This window comes from Paenibacillus sinensis, assembly GCF_019904155.1.
GTDB lineage: Bacteria > Bacillota > Bacilli > Paenibacillales > Paenibacillaceae > Paenibacillus_AQ > Paenibacillus_AQ sinensis.
The window spans coordinates 74,359-90,067 of sequence record NZ_JAHCMB010000048.1 but is presented as its reverse complement, the minus strand read 5'-3'; the positions used below and the strand labels follow the sequence as shown (position 1 = coordinate 90,067).

Below are 15,709 nucleotides of genomic sequence, written 5' to 3'. Positions count from 1 at the left end.
GTTACGCAGTTAATGTTCAATAAAATGGGATTCCACCCTGCAGGACAAGTGCTTTGACTTCCCGGCGGGGGATGGAGTAGCATGAATGCAGAAAGGGGAGGTTGGGATGAAACCAGTCAAACTGCCGCAGGATCAGCGCGAGGCCATACTCGGTCATATTCAGGAATATTTCGAGCTTGAGCGAGGGGAGAATATCGGACGGCTTGCAGCCGACAATATGCTGGAATTCTTCATGGGAGAGCTTGGACCTGCTGTGTACAACCAGGCGCTCAGCGATTGCCGGACACTTGCGGAACAGCGGATGCAGGGCCTCGAAGAGGATATATACGCATTGGAATGGACAAGCAAACGAAGATAGCGCCCGGACACGGGCGGCGTTTGAAGAGATAAACATGATTTCAAGGGGGCGTCAGCTTGTTTCACTTTGTCATCGATGATGAGCTTGTATTGAAACCGCTGGCGTCGGAGCAGACCGGACCTCTGTTTCAATTGGTGGAGCAATCGAGAGCCCGGCTCCGGCGCTGGCTGCCCTGGGTGGATGGCGTAACGGAACCCGCCCATATGGCCAGCTTCATCAAAAGTGCCCTCAAGCAGGGCAGCGAGAACGGCGGCTTTACCGCAGGGCTGTGGATTCGCGAGCAGCTTGCGGGCATTATCGGCTTCCACGAGATCGACTGGCATAATCGCTCGGTCGACATCGGTTACTGGCTCGGACAAGGCTATGAGGGCAAGGGCTATATGACGAGCGCATGCCGCGTCTTCATTGATTATGCCATGCTGGAAATGGAGCTGAACCGGGTGGAAATCCGCTGCGCGACGGAGAACCTCTCCAGCCGTGCCATTCCGGAACGTCTTGGCTTTGTGCTCGAAGGTATTGTCCGGGAGGCGGAGAAGCTGCCGTCAGGGTATGTTCACCATGCCGTGTACGGCATGCTGCGCAGGGAGTGGAATATGCTGCGGTAGGAGGAATGTCAGGGAGAGCCGCCTGAAGCGAACCGGACTCGCCTTAGCCAAGAGCTTGCCGGCATCCTGAACCGGAACGGCGGACGTATCGTTCTCCACTATTTATGCGTTCTGTTCATTGCCTCCAAGAAGGCGTCATCAGGAATCGAAAGCATGAAATGAGCGAAGCGAGGCGCTCAAGCGGCGGTCAGCCTACTGCGCCTCTTCCAGCCGTTTGCGGAACGAATCGCGGATGCCGGCCGCCAAGGCCTCTACGTCAAGCATTTCACGAAGGCCCTCCTTGTCGCCGCGTCCCGCTCCCATAAGATGCAACACCCGCGCGATCGTTGCGTTTGCCTCGCCGGACGCCACCTTGATTACCTCGGAGCCGGCGGCGATTTCGCCTTCCCGCAGCACGCGGAGATAGAAGCCGCTGTAGCCCGTCTTCAGCACCTCTGCCGGCATGTCGGCCGGCCCGTGCTTCTGCGCGAGCTTGAAGCATGGATAGCGGGGCTGGCTCACCTGCACAAGCGCGGTGCCGATCTCATAAATATCGCCGATGCATACCTCCGTCTCCAGAAGGCCGGAGGTAGTGGCGTTCTCCCCGAAAGCTGATGGGTCCAGCTTCCGGCCGAGCCAGCTCTCCCAATAAGCGTAATGCTCTGAAGGATACACGCATACAGCCTTGTCCGGCCCGCCGTGGTTAACGAGATCGGCCTGTCCGTCTCCGGCCAGCCCGGCGGTAGTCAGAGGCAGCGGTCCCGATACCGGAACTTTGTAAATGCCGGTTTGGAGCGGCTTATCCCGGTACGACACTTCAACAGGCATTCCTACATTCAAGGACTGAATATTCACGATTGATCTCCTCTCAGCTGTCCGTTCGTTTCTACACGAGCCTATAGCTCATGAATACCTCGTCCACATAGCGGCCCGCCAGGTAGAATTCCTCGCGCAGCCGGCCCTCCTCGGTAAATCCGCATTTCCCGTAAAAGGCCAGCGCCTGCACATTACAGGACAGCGCGCGAAGTCTCAGCTTGCGCACGCCTGCCTCCGCCGCCAGCTTCTTCATCGCTTCGATCAGGGAGCTGCCGACTCCCTGCCGCTGCCAGTCGGGATGAACGGCTATGTAGATCTCGTAGACATGCCGGTTGCATCGGTGGCTGGTAGGACATCCGAAGCCCAGATAGCCGCATAGCGAGCCGCCTTTGAGCGCCACGAGCTGGGAGCCGGGCGGCGCGTGCAGCAAATATTCCTCGCTGGAGCGCCAGGAGAGAGCCGCGGGAGCGGTATCCTCGTTCCAGATCAGATGGTCCAGCGTGATGAGCTCACGAACGTCGTGAAATTCGGACGGACGGATCAGCAGCGGTTCCGTGTCTGTTCGAAACATTGGTCAGTTCCCCCTTGCATTTGAACAGCTCTGCGAATGATTGCGGAGAGGCGGGATCGTACCTGCCACCCCCTGATCATTTGCAAAAGCCTTTAAGGCTTTTATGCAGCCGACTCCCCAGCCGCCGGACGGCGGCGGATGCCGTACGCATTAATGATGAAGAATCCGACCGACAGCACCGCCATCGCACAGGCAAGCCATGCGGTCGGAGCAAGACCGCCCTCATCGAACAGGCCACCCATGAACAGAGGTCCCAGCACCCGGCCGACGGCGCCGATGCCGCCGGATAGACCCAGATAGAAGGGCGCGTTCCGGCCGGCATGATCGGAGATAAATGCCGGCTGTGCCGGCGAAATCAGCATCTCTCCAAGCGTTGTCAGTATCATTGCACACAGCATGCCTCCGTAGCTTGGAACGGTCAGGATGACCACATAACCAAGCAGGTAAAAAATCGCGCTGGCCGTCATCTGCGACGAAGGCTCCGCCGCGAAGCGGCGCCGGATAAGCGAGACCAGCGGCTGGGCGGCAAAGATCAGCACACCGTTAAGCGTCCACAGAAAGCCATAATATTTCTTCGGCAGGCCTTCCGAAATAATGAATGGCGAGACTCCCGTGTTCCAGATCGAGTTGCCGATCAGCAGAAACAGCGAACCCAGCGCCATGAATAGATAAATGCGCGTATTCAGCATCAGCTTCCAGTTCGACTCCTGGCGGGAGGATACCCTCCGGGCATCGGCCGGAATCGGCCCTGACGCACCGCCGACCCGTCTGAGATACACAAAGAAAAAAGCCGCAAAAACAGCGGAGGTCGCGCCGTTCAGCACGAAGCTCAGCATATAGGAAATATCAGCGAGGAAGCCGCTCAGCGCCGTGCCGATCGCCACCCCGATATTGTTGGCCACATAAATAATATTGAACAGCTGGGCTCGCTGCGAGGCGAAGCGAAAGCCGACAAACGCCTGAATCGCAGGCATGGACAGCGCGTTGAACAGTCCCATAAGCCCCATTGTAACGATAAAAGCGGTCCAGTTCGCGCTTGCAGCCGGGAGTGCGAACAGCGTCAGGGCGTTGACCGCCAGCGAACCGACAATCAACCGGTTGACGCCGACCTTATGATACAGTGACCCGCCCAGCAGCTGCCCCAGAATACCGCCAAGCGATTGAACCAGGATCACGAATCCCGCGTCCGTCATGCTGCGTCCCAGCTCATCGAATACATACATCGTCACCAGCGGCCACATCAAGGAACTGCCGGTTGCATTAATCAGACTTGCGATTAAAAAAACTTTGACTTCTCTAGGATAGTTGTCCAAAAACCTCATCTGCCCATACATCCCCTGTAATCTATATGTCACTAATTCTATATAGTATTACGTTTAACCGATGTATTGGGCAAGCCTTCGCATTGCCGCATTAACGCAGCCTCACCTGCACTGTGGTGGAGAAAAAGGTGGCCCCTTTCCCCATATCGCTTAGCCTGTCCGGGGTGAGCACATTGCTGCGCTGCGGACGGTCCTGCCCTTCCCACCACAGCCCCTGGCTGAAGACCGTTCCCGGAAGCATCCTGTCGGTCACCAAAGCCCATATCTCAATGACACCCCGGTCATTGTACACCTTAACCTCAGCGCCGTCCTCGATGCCGCGCGCCGCCGCGTCCTCCGGATGAATCTGCAGCGTCGGCCGCTTCTCCAGAGCCTGATGCTTCATCGTATTGGCGAAGGTGGAGTTCAGGAAATTGTGATTGGGCGGCGAAATAAACATCAGCGGATACTTCTCATCCGGCGAAGGCCGCCGCAGTCCGTCATAGCCTTCGACAAGCGGCGAATAGGTAGGAAGCGGGGGCAGACCCGCATTCTCCATCGCCCGTGAGAAGAGCTCTATTTTGCCGGAAGGCGTGGTTAAGCGCTCCAGGTACTGAGCTTTGGGCGACATATCCAGCTTCACGAACCGCTCTTCCTTCAGCCGTTGCAGCGTCACGCCGTTCAGATAGGGATTACGCGGATAGTCCAGCGCTTCCCGGATCATATTTTCCTCCGTGACACGGAACGCCTCATCATCGAAGCCCATGGCTTGTCCAAGGAGAGCGAATACTTCAAAGTTGCTCTTGCAGTCTCCCGGCGGTTCAAGCACCGGCTCCTGAAGCTGGACGTAATGATGCCAGTAAGAGCTGTACAGATCGGTATTCTCGAAGGTGGAGGTTGCCGGCAGCACCAGATCGGCGTATTTCGCCGTATCGGTCAGGAACAGATCATGCACGACGGTGAACAGATCCTCCCGTTCAAAGCCGCGCTTCACCCGCTCCAGATCGGGTGCGACGACAAGCGGATTGCTGCAGTAGACGAATAAGGCTTTTATGGGCTGCTCCGTCATTTCCAGCGCTTCCCCGATCCGGTTCATGTTGATGCTGCGCGCCCGCGGATTCGGACGCAGATCGGGGCGCTCCAGAGCGCGAGCGTTCATTGAGGCATAGGCGCCGTTGGACTTGTACGCTCCCCCGCCGGGCTTGAGCCACTGTCCGGTCAGTGCCGGCAGGCAGGAAATCGTGCGCACCGACATGCCGCCGTTATCGTGATGCTGCAGTCCGTTGCCGATATGAATGTAGGACACCGCTGCTTCCCCGTACATCCGGGCCAGACGCTCGATGTCAGCAGCGGTAATGCCCGTAATCGCGGATACCGCCTCAGGCGTATATTCCTCCGCCTGCTGTCGCAGCTCTTCATGTCCGGTTGTGTAAGCGGCCAGGAAGCTTTCATCCGTCAGCCCGTCACGGAACAGAATATGCATGATGCCAAGGGCGAGCGCCGTGTCCGTTCCGGGATACAGCGGCAGGAACCAGTCTCCCCATTGGGCGGTCCGGTTCCGGTGAACGTCGATCACGACCACCTTGGCCCCCTTCTTGCGAGCCTGCTCAGCGAGTACAACCTGATGCATGTTCGTGCTGACGATATTGCCGCCCCATACGAGGATCAGATCGGCATTCACAATATCCTCGGGACTTGTTCCGCCGCCGAAGCCCATCGTATATTTCCAGCCCGCGCTTCCGGCGGAGTTGCAGATCGTCTGCTCCAGCCGGCTGGCGCCAAGTGCATTGAAGAAACGCCGATCCATGCCCTCAACACTGAGTATGCCCATATTGCCGTAGAAGCTGTAAGGCAGGATGCTCTCCGGCCCGTATTCCTCCGACAGCCGGGAGAAGGTTCCGGCGATTTCGGCAATCGCCTCATCCCAGGAGATCGCCTCGAAGCGGCCTTCTCCCTTGGGACCCACCCTCCGCAATGGCGTTGTCAGCCGCTCCGGGTGATGGACGCGCTCCGCCATATGTCGGACCTTGTTGCAGATGGCTCCCCGGGTCACCGGATGCTCCGGATTCCCTGTCACCTTTTCGATTTTGCCGTCTTTCTTATGAACAAGAAGTCCGCAAGTGTCGGGACAATCCAGCGGGCACACCGCCGGGAACACGCCGTTCTTCAGTTCTCTCATGCTTGCAGTCCTCCATATGCGGTCAGTCTGTGTTTGTTACTATTTTATAGTCGCATATTTTCAAAGAAAAGACCAAACCCTTTTAGAGGCTCATGATTCGCAGGATAACGCGCAGGGTAATAACAAGCATGAAATACTCCCTATTTTCTCGCCGTACCTCTTGACGGTTTCGTTCCCCCGGGCCGCCAATGATGATGACGGCGTTTTTTTATCCATCGCGCTCTATCCGCAAGACGCCAGAGACGACAAACAGCCCGCCTTACAGGACACTTTCCTTGTCCTTACGGCGGGCTATCGATTTATTGTTCCGTACGCCAAGCTTATTTGTACCAGTGCAGAGGAGGGAGCCCCAAAAGGGACTTTCGCACCTCGCTCCACACCTCTTTCAGCAGCTCCTGCAAAATCCATGCCGACTTCGAGTAGCCCGTTACGACGAGACCTTGTGTGTAAGTAAGCGAAGCGCACGAGAGAATTTCCGTTCCCAATCTGCTCGGGGCTTTCTGAAGCGCCTGTCTTACATCCTCGAGCAGTTTCGGAGTAACGCCGTCCGAGAATACATAGAACGTGCCGGTGTGGCTAAAGTCTTCCCATGACCCTGTCGCTTCGATTGCCTGCTGCTCCGGGAGCACCACCTGACGTTGATGAAATATCAGCCGGCCCTCGGAATAAACCCGGAGACGGTTGTCCAATCTGCGGTATACAAAGGACTCGCCGCGCAAAATACGTCCGGGACACAACACCTCTCCCTGCATCCAGACCGACCCTTTTTGCAGTTCCACCACAGTGTCATTCTCATAAGCGGCATCCCGGTACAGCATGACGGGTTCCATCATGACTTCGATGCAGGAACCCGAACCCAGACGAAAGCGCTGCAGCATGGAAGCCTTTTGGCCGTATTCACAGGGATGAACTTTCGTAAAGCTTTGGTTGGTTAAGACCACTCGCGTGTCTTGCCCAGCCTCCCATTCCATCACATATCGGTCGTTGCCCAGCATTCCCGGAGATGAATCCATCACAATTACTCCTAATTCGTCGGGAAAACGAAACAGCTTGGCGATTTTGACCGGGGCCGTATGATAACGCTCAATCGCCTCGGTCTTCCCCCCTCTAAGTGAAAAAGAAGCGCGAAGAAAGGTCGATTCGGGCAGGGAGTATTCAGGAATGCTCATGGGCGATATGGTTGGCATGCTGCAATTCATGCTCTACCCAAGATAAGATATCCGCAACGCCCTCCCCGCCGAACATATTGGAGAACACATAGGGCCGGAAGGAGCGCATTCGTTTCGTATCCTCTTCCATCACTTCAAGGCTGGCACCCACATGCGGGGCAAGATCGGTCTTATTAATAATCAGGAGATCCGACCGCATAATTCCGGGACCCCCCTTCCGGGGAATTTTCTCGCCCTGCGCTACATCTATAATGTAGATGAACCGATCCACCAATTCGGGGCTGAACGTGGCGGCCAGGTTGTCGCCACCGCTTTCGATCAATATAATCTGCAGATCGGAGAACCTTTCCTCCAATTCCATTACCGCTTCGAAGTTCATGGAGGCATCCTCCCGGATGGCGGTATGCGGACATCCCCCTGTCTCCACTCCGATTATACGTTCCTCCGGCAGAACCCCGGTATTCAGAAGAATTCGGGCGTCTTCCTTCGTATAGATGTCATTGGTAATCACGGCCAGGCTGTACTTGTCTCCAAGTTCTCGGGCGATCATTTCGATAAGCGCGGTCTTGCCGGAACCAACAGGCCCGCCAATCCCGATTCGCATCGGCCGCTTCCCTTGAAATACCGGCTGAAACCAATCATGATGATGATGTCCTTGTCCTTGACACATTGCATTTCCTCCCGTTCTTCTATGATTTATGACATAAACAGTCTGGAATATAAGGTTTCATGACAGATGGCATACCGCTCTGCGGCAGGCGAGTTGGTATACACGTCTTCGGACGGAAGACTCTGGGTGATCTTCCATCCCTGCCCGATCAAGGGGAACAAGCGGGCGATCAGAACTTGTCCTTCGGTCTGCCCGATAGACAACAGCCGAAGCGCGCTGCCCACAGCGGTTACGACGCAGCTGTACAAATAACCTTGAACAGCCTGATCCAGCGGACTGCCCAAGCGATAACTGACGAAACCGTGGACAAAGGGATGCGTGGCCAGGCAATCTCCAGCCTCATAGCCTCGCAGCATAGGAGACCAGTCGAGTAAGGGATGAATCGACGCAGCCAGCCGAAGGAGCCGCCTGCCCATTTTTTCCGCTCCCTGTCTGGATTCGGAGCTGATCTTCTGCAGATGAACCAGACGCTCGATCTCGAAGGCATGGCTCCACTCCCCGCCGGGAGCATCTTCATAGATGGCCTTCACAACCATCGCATCGGCGGTGGCCCAGTTCTGTAAAATCAAAGTGCCCACAAATTCCTCCAGGTCGCCTGAATGACGAATCCTACCTTCCTGTACCGCCGTCTCCAGTCCGAATGAATGGGCAAATCCGCCAATCGGAATGGCTGAGTCCAACATCTGTTGAATCGCGAGCCAAGACATTCTTTCTCCCCCAATCACATTCGAGCTTGCACCCAGGCCTCCCTTCTTGTCTTATCAGAACAGGAAGTATCGCTGCGCCATAGGAACCGTGTTCGCCGGCTTACATACGGCCGGCTCACCGTCAACGGTTACCTTGTAAGTTTCGGGGTCCACTTCGATCTTCGGGGTTCGGTCATTGTGAATCATGTCCTTCTTCGTAACACTCCGGCAATTCCTCACCGGCTCCACTCTTTTTTGCAGCCCCAGCTTGTCCGCTATTCCCGCCGCATAAGCAGCTTCGGATACGAAGGTAATGGATGTCCCCTCCATCGCCTTCCCGAATGAAGCGAACATCGGTCTGCCCATCACGGGCTGGGGAGTCGGAATGGAAGCGTTGGGATCGCCCATTTGCGCATAGGCGATGCTCCCGCCTTTCAGCACCAGATCGGGCTTAACTCCAAAGAACATCGGTGTCCAAATCGCCAGATCGGCGAACTTGCCGGGCTCGACCGAGCCGACCAGATGGGATACGCCGTGTGTGATCGCGGGATTGATCGTGTATTTGGCGATATATCGCTTAATCCGGAAGTTGTCGCTGTCCGTATCCGGAGCCAGCGGGCCGCGCTGGCGTTTCATCTTGTCCGCAGTCTGCCAAGTTCGCATGATGACCTCGCCAACCCGTCCCATTGCCTGCGAATCGGAACTAATCATGCTGAATACGCCCATATCGTGCAAAATATCTTCCGCCGCGATGGTCTCCGGGCGGATTCTCGAATCCGCGAACGCCACATCCTCGGGAAGCCTGCTGTCCAGATGATGGCAGACCATCAGCATGTCGAGATGCTCCTCGATCGTGTTGACCGTGAACGGACGCGTCGGATTTGTCGAAGAAGGCAGCACATTCAGCGCGGAAGCGGCACGGATAATATCGGGCGCATGGCCCCCTCCCGCTCCTTCCGTATGATAGGTATGAATCGTTCTGCCGCCAATCGCCCGAAGGGTGTCCTCCAGAAATCCGGCCTCGTTAAGGGTATCCGTATGGATTGCGACCTGGATGTCATACTCATCCGCCACCTGGAGACAGGTATCGATTGCGGCAGGTGTTGTTCCCCAGTCTTCGTGCAGCTTAAGACCGATCGCGCCCGCCTCGATCTGCTCCCGAAGCGGACCCGGCTCGGAAGCGTTGCCTTTCCCTGTGAATCCCAGGTTCATCGGAAAGGCCTCCGCCGCTTCCAGCATCCGCGCCATATGCCAGGCACCCGGTGTGCATGTCGTAGCATTGGTCCCGGTAGCCGGTCCTGTCCCTCCTCCAATCATCGTCGTCACTCCCGAGGACAATGCCGTTTCGATCTGCTGGGGACATATGAAATGGATATGGGCGTCAATTCCGCCAGCCGTTACGATTTTCCCTTCCGCAGCGATAACCTCCGTGCTGGCCCCTATAATCATGCCGGGATCAACGCCGTCCATCACATCCGGATTCCCTCCTTTCCCTATACCGGCAATGAGTCCATCCTTCAAGCCAATGTCCGCTTTAATAATTCCCCAATGATCGATAATCACAGCGCCTGTAATGATGGTGTCGAGCACTCCGTCGCTTCGCAAGGCGCCGGAGGATTGGCCCATACCATCGCGGATGACCTTGCCCCCGCCGAATTTGCATTCATCGCCGTACCGGGTATAGTCCCGTTCGATTTCTGCCCACAAATCGGTATCGGCCAACCGGACCGCATCTCCCGTCGTGGGTCCGAACATAGCGGCATACCCTTTCCGGTCCATTCTGCTCATCCCAACGCCTCCCATTCCTCGAGCCGTTTGCGGATAGTCTCTGGAACGGCCCCCATCTCGGCGGTCCCGCATGTCAATCCGTTTAGCCCGAAAGAGCGCCTTGCCCCTCCAAGCTTCGTGAGCCGAACCGGCTTCTCTTCCCCCGGCTCAAAGCGCACGGCCGTTCCGGCGGGTATGTCGAGCCGCATGCCGAAGGCTGCCTCCCTGTCAAACTTGAGCTTCCGGTTAACTTCGAAGAAATGAAAATGCGAGCCTACCTGAACCGGGCGATCTCCCAAATTGGCAACAAGAATCTCCATTGCCTTCCTTCCCGCGTTCAGTTCGATTTCCCCCGGTTTGATCCGGTACTCACCCGGCACCATGAACCTCGCCTCCTGTCCTATTCATTTACAATCGGATGATGAACCGTGACCAGCTTGGTCCCGTCGGGAAACGTCGCCTCAATCTGCACCTCATGAATCATTTCCGGAACACCCTCCATTACCTGACCGGCTGTCAGAATCTGCGTTCCGTACTGCATCAGTTCCGGCACGCTTTTTCCGTCTCGGGCTCCCTCCATAATTTCCGAAGCAATAAGCGCGACGCTCTCCGGATAATTCAGCTTGACGCCCCGCTCCAGCCGGGCACGGGCCAAATTGGCTGCGACCGTAAGGAGAAGCTTCTCCTTCTCACGCTCTGTCCACTGCATGGCGGTACCTCCTACCTTTCCAGATCAGAATGGAGATGAACCAGCTCAGCACCAGTAATCCTGCCAATCCGTAACCCAGCAGAACAAAATCAATTCCTTCCATCCATCGGACGACAGAGGACGGCAATTGTCCTTCAAACAAACGCATAAACTGTACCCCTCCGATAAATAACGCGGACAGAATGGATACACCGGTCACCGTCAAGTTGTACACAGCCCGGTTTCGATTCGAAAGAAACGCCCAGCGATAAGCCCGGGTCATAATTGCGCCGTCCAGCGTATCCATCAGGCTCATGCCCGATGCGAACAATAGAGGAAGCGACATAACACCCAGCCACGAAAAAGAATTGCCAGCGGCTCCTGCCGACAGGGCGAGGATTCCGATTTCTGTAGCCGTATCAAAGCCAAGGCCGAACAAAAAACCAAGCGGATATACATGCCAGCTTCGATTCACCAGACGAAACGCCGGAGCCAGCAGCTTTGTAAGGAATCCATGAGGCTTGCCTTCATGCGGCGGATGAGCTTGCCCTTTCTCCCTCTTCCCCAGACGATTCAGCGATCTTATCAACACTACTGTGTTCAGCAGCCCGAGCCCCAGAAGAAACAAAGCCGACACCGCTGTTCCGATGAACCCGCCGGTAGCGCTCAGCACCGGATTGTCATACATCAAGGTCTTGATGGACAAGGAGAGGGCCAGCACCATCAGAAAGACAACGGTGGAGTGCCCGAGCGAGAAGTACAGGCCTACACCCAGTGGATTCCGTTTTTGCGCAATCAGTTTCCGGATTGTATTGTCGATTGCGGCGATATGGTCGGCATCAAAGGCATGACGAAGCCCAAACGAATAGGCCAGCACGCCCAACCCCCACATTTGCGGTTCCTGGTAACCCGATATGACGAAAGCCGCTCCTCCCAGCACATGCAGAGCCAAAACAATCATAAAATACCCATAACCTTCGCGTTTCGAACCTCTCGCCATCTCGGAGACCTCCATTTCTTCGTCAGGATTGCAGCAAATAGACGGCTGCTTCGTACGGCCGAAGCGTCATATCGGATTGCAGCTCTACCTCCGGCTTATAGTTGCCGATTAATAGCTGCTTACGGGTGTAAGCATGAAGGGCATCCCATCCAAAGCTCCGCGGTTGATCCGAAAAATTGCAGATGACAAGCAGCGTCTGTTCGTCCATTACGCGAGTATAGGAATACACATACGGATCATCTTCGAGTATGACTTGATACATCCCCCATTTGATGACCGGATATTCTCTGCGCAAGGCAATCAGCCGTTTGTAATATTGAAAGACCGAATCCGGGTCGCCAAGCTGCAGCTCGGCATTGATCTCCGGATAATTGGGATTGACTCCAATCCAGGGAGTTCCCGTTGTAAAACCGCCGTTTGCTTCCGCGTTCCAGTGCATGGGCGTCCGCCCGTTGTCTCTGCTTTTGCGATGAATGGCCTTCATTAGGCTATCATGATCGCCGCCAGCCTCGATTGCGGCCCGGTACATGTTGCGGGTCTCTACACAACGGTACTCCTCAATGGTCTCGAATGCCACATTGGTCATGCCGAGCTCCTCCCCTTGGTACACAAAGGGCGTCCCTTTCATCATATGCAGGCAGGTCGCCAGCATTTTGGCCGACTCCCCGCGATATTCGCCGTCATTACCGAACCGGCTGACCTGGCGGGGCTGATCGTGATTGCTCAGATACAGCGTGTTCCATCCTCTGCTCTCCAGTTCAACCTGCCATTTGGTCATGGCCTGGCGAAACTCAGGCATGTTCCACGTATCTTCTCCCCATTTCCCCCCAGTTCCCGGGTCCGCCTCAATGTGCTCCCATTGGAACAGCATATTCATGACTCCCGTCTCTTCCTCCGTCAGGCTAATCGCTTCCTCCGGGGTGGCCCCCGGGGTTTCGCCAACAGTCATCAGATCATACTTGGATAATACCTCCCGCTTCATTTCAGCGAGGTAGTCCTGAAGGCGGGGACCGTTGATATAGTATTGAGTAGCCGGCTGAAAAGGCCCTTCCTTCACATGCGGCGCATCGGGAAATCCGGGCGTTTTGGACAATGTGGTAATCGTGTCCATCCGAAATCCGTCGATCCCTTTTTGAATCCAGAAATGCATCATGTCATATACGTCTTCCCTGACCTTGGGATTCTCCCAATTCAGATCCGGCTGTTTGATGCTGTACAGATGCAGATAATACTGCCCCGTCTTCTCGTCGTATTGCCATACCGAACCGCTGAATACCGATTCCCAATTGTTCGGCGGACGTCCGTCTGTGCCGGGGTGCCAAATATAGTAATCCCGATACGCGTTATCTTTGGAGCTTCGCGACTCCATGAACCAATTGTGCTCGTCGGAGGTATGATTCACGACCAGGTCCATGATCAGCTTCATGCCGCGATCATGCACGTCCCGGAGCAGCTGCTCCCAATCGGCCATCGTCCCGAACTCATCCATAATGTCGCGGTAATCGCTGATGTCGTAGCCGTTATCGTCATTAGGAGACTTATAGACCGGAGAGAGCCAGACAACATCGGCGCCAAGTTCCTGAATGTAGTCAAGCTTGGATATGATGCCCTGAAGATCCCCGATGCCGTCTCCGTTGGAATCCTTGAAGCTGCGGGGATATATTTGATAAACAACGCTTTCTTTCCACCAATTGGTTTTCTTCATATGAACCTCCATGTCGAACATAGTTGTGAAGTGCTAAGACATGCGCCGGCACTCCAGCATTCTTTTATCCTTTTACAGCTCCGCCCATAAGCCCACGGACAAAGTAGCGCTGCAAGAGGAAAAAGACGAGTAGCGGCACAAGAATTGAAATAAAGGCGCTGGAGGTCAGCAAGTGCCATTCATTCCCGTATGGTCCCGACATCTCGGAGAGATAGATGGACAGCACTTTATTATCCGGACGGCTTCCCAAGAAAATAAGGGAGACCAGATAATCATTCCATACCCATAGAAACTGAAAGATTCCGAATGAGGCCAGGGCGGGAACGGACAGCGGGAGAACAATCTGCCGGAACGCGGTAAAATGGCTCGCGCCGTCGATATCCGCCGATTCAAACAAATCCCTTGGCAGTTGGCTGACATAGTTGTACATGAAATAAATGGACAAGGGCAGTCCGAATCCGGTGTGGGCAATCCAGATGGACAGGATCGTCCCATTGATCCCAAGCTTCAGGAAGTCATTCAGAATCGGAATCAGGGATACCTGAAGCGGAACCACCAGCAGGGCAATGACAATACCAAACAAAATCCGTTTAAAGGGAAACGTCATCCAGGAGAAGGCGTAAGCCGCCACAATCCCGATGAAGATCGGTATGACGGTAGCAGGAATCGAAACGGTCAATGTGTTGACAAAAGCTTTCGAGAGCCCGCTTATACGCTGCCCGCTGGACGACTGTCCCTTATCCTGCAGAACATCAAGGTAATTATCAATCGTAAATTTCCAGTTGACGGTCCATCGTTGTTCCAGCACGGACACGGTTCGGTCTCCCCGGTCTTTCCAGACCGCTCTTTGTCCGTCTCCAAGAGTGATGCCTTGCCGCAGTTCCCGGTCTGTCGTCTCTACGCCTTCCAGCGTAATCGGGCTCCGTAAATTTGTATCCTCGGGCAGAGCGATGGTTCGCGTCTCCGTCCATGCCCGGTGGGGGAACACATCCCACCAGCCGCTCCGCTTGATGTCGTCCGCCAGACGGAAGGAAGAGATAAAGAGTCCGAGCGTAGGGATAATCCAGACGAGGCAAATGATTAGCAGCACTCCGTTAACCATCCATTTTGAAGAGAACCTTCTTCTTCCGCTCACTATAGCCTTCCCTCCTTCTTGAACATCCGCAGATTATAGACAATGACGGGAATCAGCACGATCATCAGAATAATCGCCAAAGTGGAGCCATAGCCAAAATTCCGGTAGTTGAAGAATTGCTTGTAATATTGCGTCGCAATCACTTCCGTTCCGTACTGTCCGCCTGTCATCACCATGACAATATCGAAAATTTTCAGTGTAAAAACAACGATAGTCGTCATAACCGTCCAAATCGTGCTCTGGATAAAAGGAATAATAACGCGGAAGAAGATCTTTCTCTCACCGGCTCCGTCCACCCTGGCCGCTTCAAGAATTTCATTAGGTATCCCTTTAATGGCGGCCGACAGAATCACCATCGCGAATCCGGTTTGGGTCCAGACCATCGTAGCGATCAGAAACAGGTTGTTCCAGGGCTGAACCAGTCCCAGCCATGCCTGCGGCTCCCCGCCGAAGGCGACAACAATTGCATTAAGAAGACCGATCTGGTCGTCACCCGGTTTATAGTAGTAGACAAACTTCCATATGATCCCTATCGCAATGAAGGATATGGCCATTGGCATGAACATGATCGATTTTGCCGTCTTCTCAAAGGAACTGCGATCGGCCAGCACAGCCACGATCAGGCCCAGCGAAACCGACAGCGTTGTGCCGATCAAGACCCACAAGATATTATTTCGGATCGCCATCTGCAGCGTTCGTTCTGTGAACACCGCCAAATAGTTGGCAAACCCCACAAACGTGGAAGAATCGGCATTGTAAAAGCTGAGTGCAAGGGTTCGGACAGCCGGGAACAGCAGCAGCCACGCAAGAAGCAAGAGGGCAGGCCCGATGAAGACCAAAGGCAGAATTTTTTTTCTCCATTTCGCAGGCGCCTGCTCCGCTATCCAGTTAAAGGAATAATAGGTCAGATACAGGGCGAAGATACTCCAGACCAGAGCCAGAATAATCGTTAAATAGAATGGAAATGTCGTATTCTTGAACAACTGATAAAAACAATAGTGAAGAGACCCATTCACCACTAGAAGAAGGATGGAGATTGCGGTCTTGCCCCAAGCAGTCTTAATCTCGGTATTCATTGGA

At 54.9% G+C, this 15,709-nt stretch carries 16 protein-coding genes; 2 read left to right on the top strand and 14 right to left on the bottom strand.

All coding sequences use genetic code 11. The annotated features are described in order from the left end of the window. The first annotated feature begins 106 nt into the window (after window positions 1-106). Window positions 107-358 (top strand): DUF2164 domain-containing protein, encoded by a 252-nt coding sequence (locus KIH86_RS05765; RefSeq protein WP_223081301.1) that lies wholly within the window; start codon window positions 107-109, stop codon window positions 356-358. Window positions 359-414: 56 nt separating this feature from the next. Continuing rightward, window positions 415-963, top strand: coding sequence for a GNAT family N-acetyltransferase (locus tag KIH86_RS05760; RefSeq protein ID WP_223081302.1), 549 nt, complete (start codon window positions 415-417; stop codon window positions 961-963). 192 nt (window positions 964-1,155) lie between these two features. Here the strand turns inward: KIH86_RS05760 and KIH86_RS05755 are convergent, their stop codons facing one another. The 14 genes from KIH86_RS05755 to KIH86_RS05690 form a co-directional block, all read right to left on the bottom strand. Then, window positions 1,156-1,797, bottom strand: a complete 642-nt coding sequence (locus KIH86_RS05755; RefSeq protein ID WP_235775279.1) for an MOSC domain-containing protein — start codon at window positions 1,795-1,797, stop codon at window positions 1,156-1,158. 31 nt (window positions 1,798-1,828) lie between these two features. Continuing rightward, window positions 1,829-2,329, bottom strand: coding sequence for a GNAT family N-acetyltransferase (locus KIH86_RS05750; RefSeq protein ID WP_223081303.1), 501 nt, complete (start codon window positions 2,327-2,329; stop codon window positions 1,829-1,831). Window positions 2,330-2,430: 101 nt separating this feature from the next. Further along, window positions 2,431-3,651 carry an MFS transporter gene (locus tag KIH86_RS05745; RefSeq protein WP_223081304.1) on the bottom strand — a complete coding sequence of 407 codons (1,221 nt, stop codon included), beginning with the start codon at window positions 3,649-3,651 and terminating at the stop codon, window positions 2,431-2,433. 91 nt (window positions 3,652-3,742) lie between these two features. Continuing rightward, on the bottom strand, window positions 3,743-5,809 hold the full coding sequence (locus KIH86_RS05740; protein ID WP_223081305.1) for a molybdopterin-containing oxidoreductase family protein: 2,067 nt from the start codon (window positions 5,807-5,809) through the stop codon (window positions 3,743-3,745). Between the two features lie 320 nt (window positions 5,810-6,129). After that, the gene (locus KIH86_RS05735; RefSeq protein WP_235775278.1) at window positions 6,130-6,978 is read right to left on the bottom strand and encodes an urease accessory protein UreD; all 849 of its coding nucleotides are present in this window, start codon (window positions 6,976-6,978) and stop codon (window positions 6,130-6,132) included. After that, complete coding sequence (gene ureG, locus KIH86_RS05730) at window positions 6,965-7,648, bottom strand: urease accessory protein UreG (RefSeq protein ID WP_223081307.1); 684 nt, start codon at window positions 7,646-7,648, stop codon at window positions 6,965-6,967. Before ureG ends, KIH86_RS05735 begins: the two co-directional genes overlap by 14 nt. A 26-nt stretch (window positions 7,649-7,674) precedes the next feature. After that, window positions 7,675-8,355: an urease accessory protein UreF gene (locus tag KIH86_RS05725; protein ID WP_223081308.1), complete on the bottom strand. Its 681-nt coding sequence runs from the start codon at window positions 8,353-8,355 to the stop codon at window positions 7,675-7,677. 54 nt (window positions 8,356-8,409) lie between these two features. Beyond that, window positions 8,410-10,122 carry an urease subunit alpha gene (gene ureC, locus KIH86_RS05720; RefSeq protein ID WP_223081309.1) on the bottom strand — a complete coding sequence of 571 codons (1,713 nt, stop codon included), beginning with the start codon at window positions 10,120-10,122 and terminating at the stop codon, window positions 8,410-8,412. Further along, window positions 10,119-10,484 (bottom strand): urease subunit beta, encoded by a 366-nt coding sequence (ureB, locus tag KIH86_RS05715; protein WP_223081310.1) that lies wholly within the window; start codon window positions 10,482-10,484, stop codon window positions 10,119-10,121. Before ureB ends, ureC begins: the two co-directional genes overlap by 4 nt. Window positions 10,485-10,501: 17 nt before the next feature. Beyond that, window positions 10,502-10,810: an urease subunit gamma gene (locus KIH86_RS05710; protein WP_223081311.1), complete on the bottom strand. Its 309-nt coding sequence runs from the start codon at window positions 10,808-10,810 to the stop codon at window positions 10,502-10,504. Beyond that, a complete protein-coding gene (locus KIH86_RS05705; RefSeq protein ID WP_223081312.1) occupies window positions 10,791-11,789 on the bottom strand; it encodes a HoxN/HupN/NixA family nickel/cobalt transporter in 999 nt (332 codons plus the stop codon). Before KIH86_RS05705 ends, KIH86_RS05710 begins: the two co-directional genes overlap by 20 nt. Before the next feature lie 22 nt (window positions 11,790-11,811). Then, window positions 11,812-13,506, bottom strand: a complete 1,695-nt coding sequence (locus KIH86_RS05700) for a glycoside hydrolase family 13 protein (protein ID WP_407672241.1) — start codon at window positions 13,504-13,506, stop codon at window positions 11,812-11,814. Window positions 13,507-13,558: 52 nt separating this feature from the next. Beyond that, complete coding sequence (locus KIH86_RS05695; RefSeq protein WP_316503072.1) at window positions 13,559-14,629, bottom strand: carbohydrate ABC transporter permease; 1,071 nt, start codon at window positions 14,627-14,629, stop codon at window positions 13,559-13,561. Then, window positions 14,629-15,705 (bottom strand): carbohydrate ABC transporter permease, encoded by a 1,077-nt coding sequence (locus KIH86_RS05690; RefSeq protein ID WP_223081314.1) that lies wholly within the window; start codon window positions 15,703-15,705, stop codon window positions 14,629-14,631. Before KIH86_RS05690 ends, KIH86_RS05695 begins: the two co-directional genes overlap by 1 nt. Window positions 15,706-15,709: the final 4 nt, after the last annotated feature.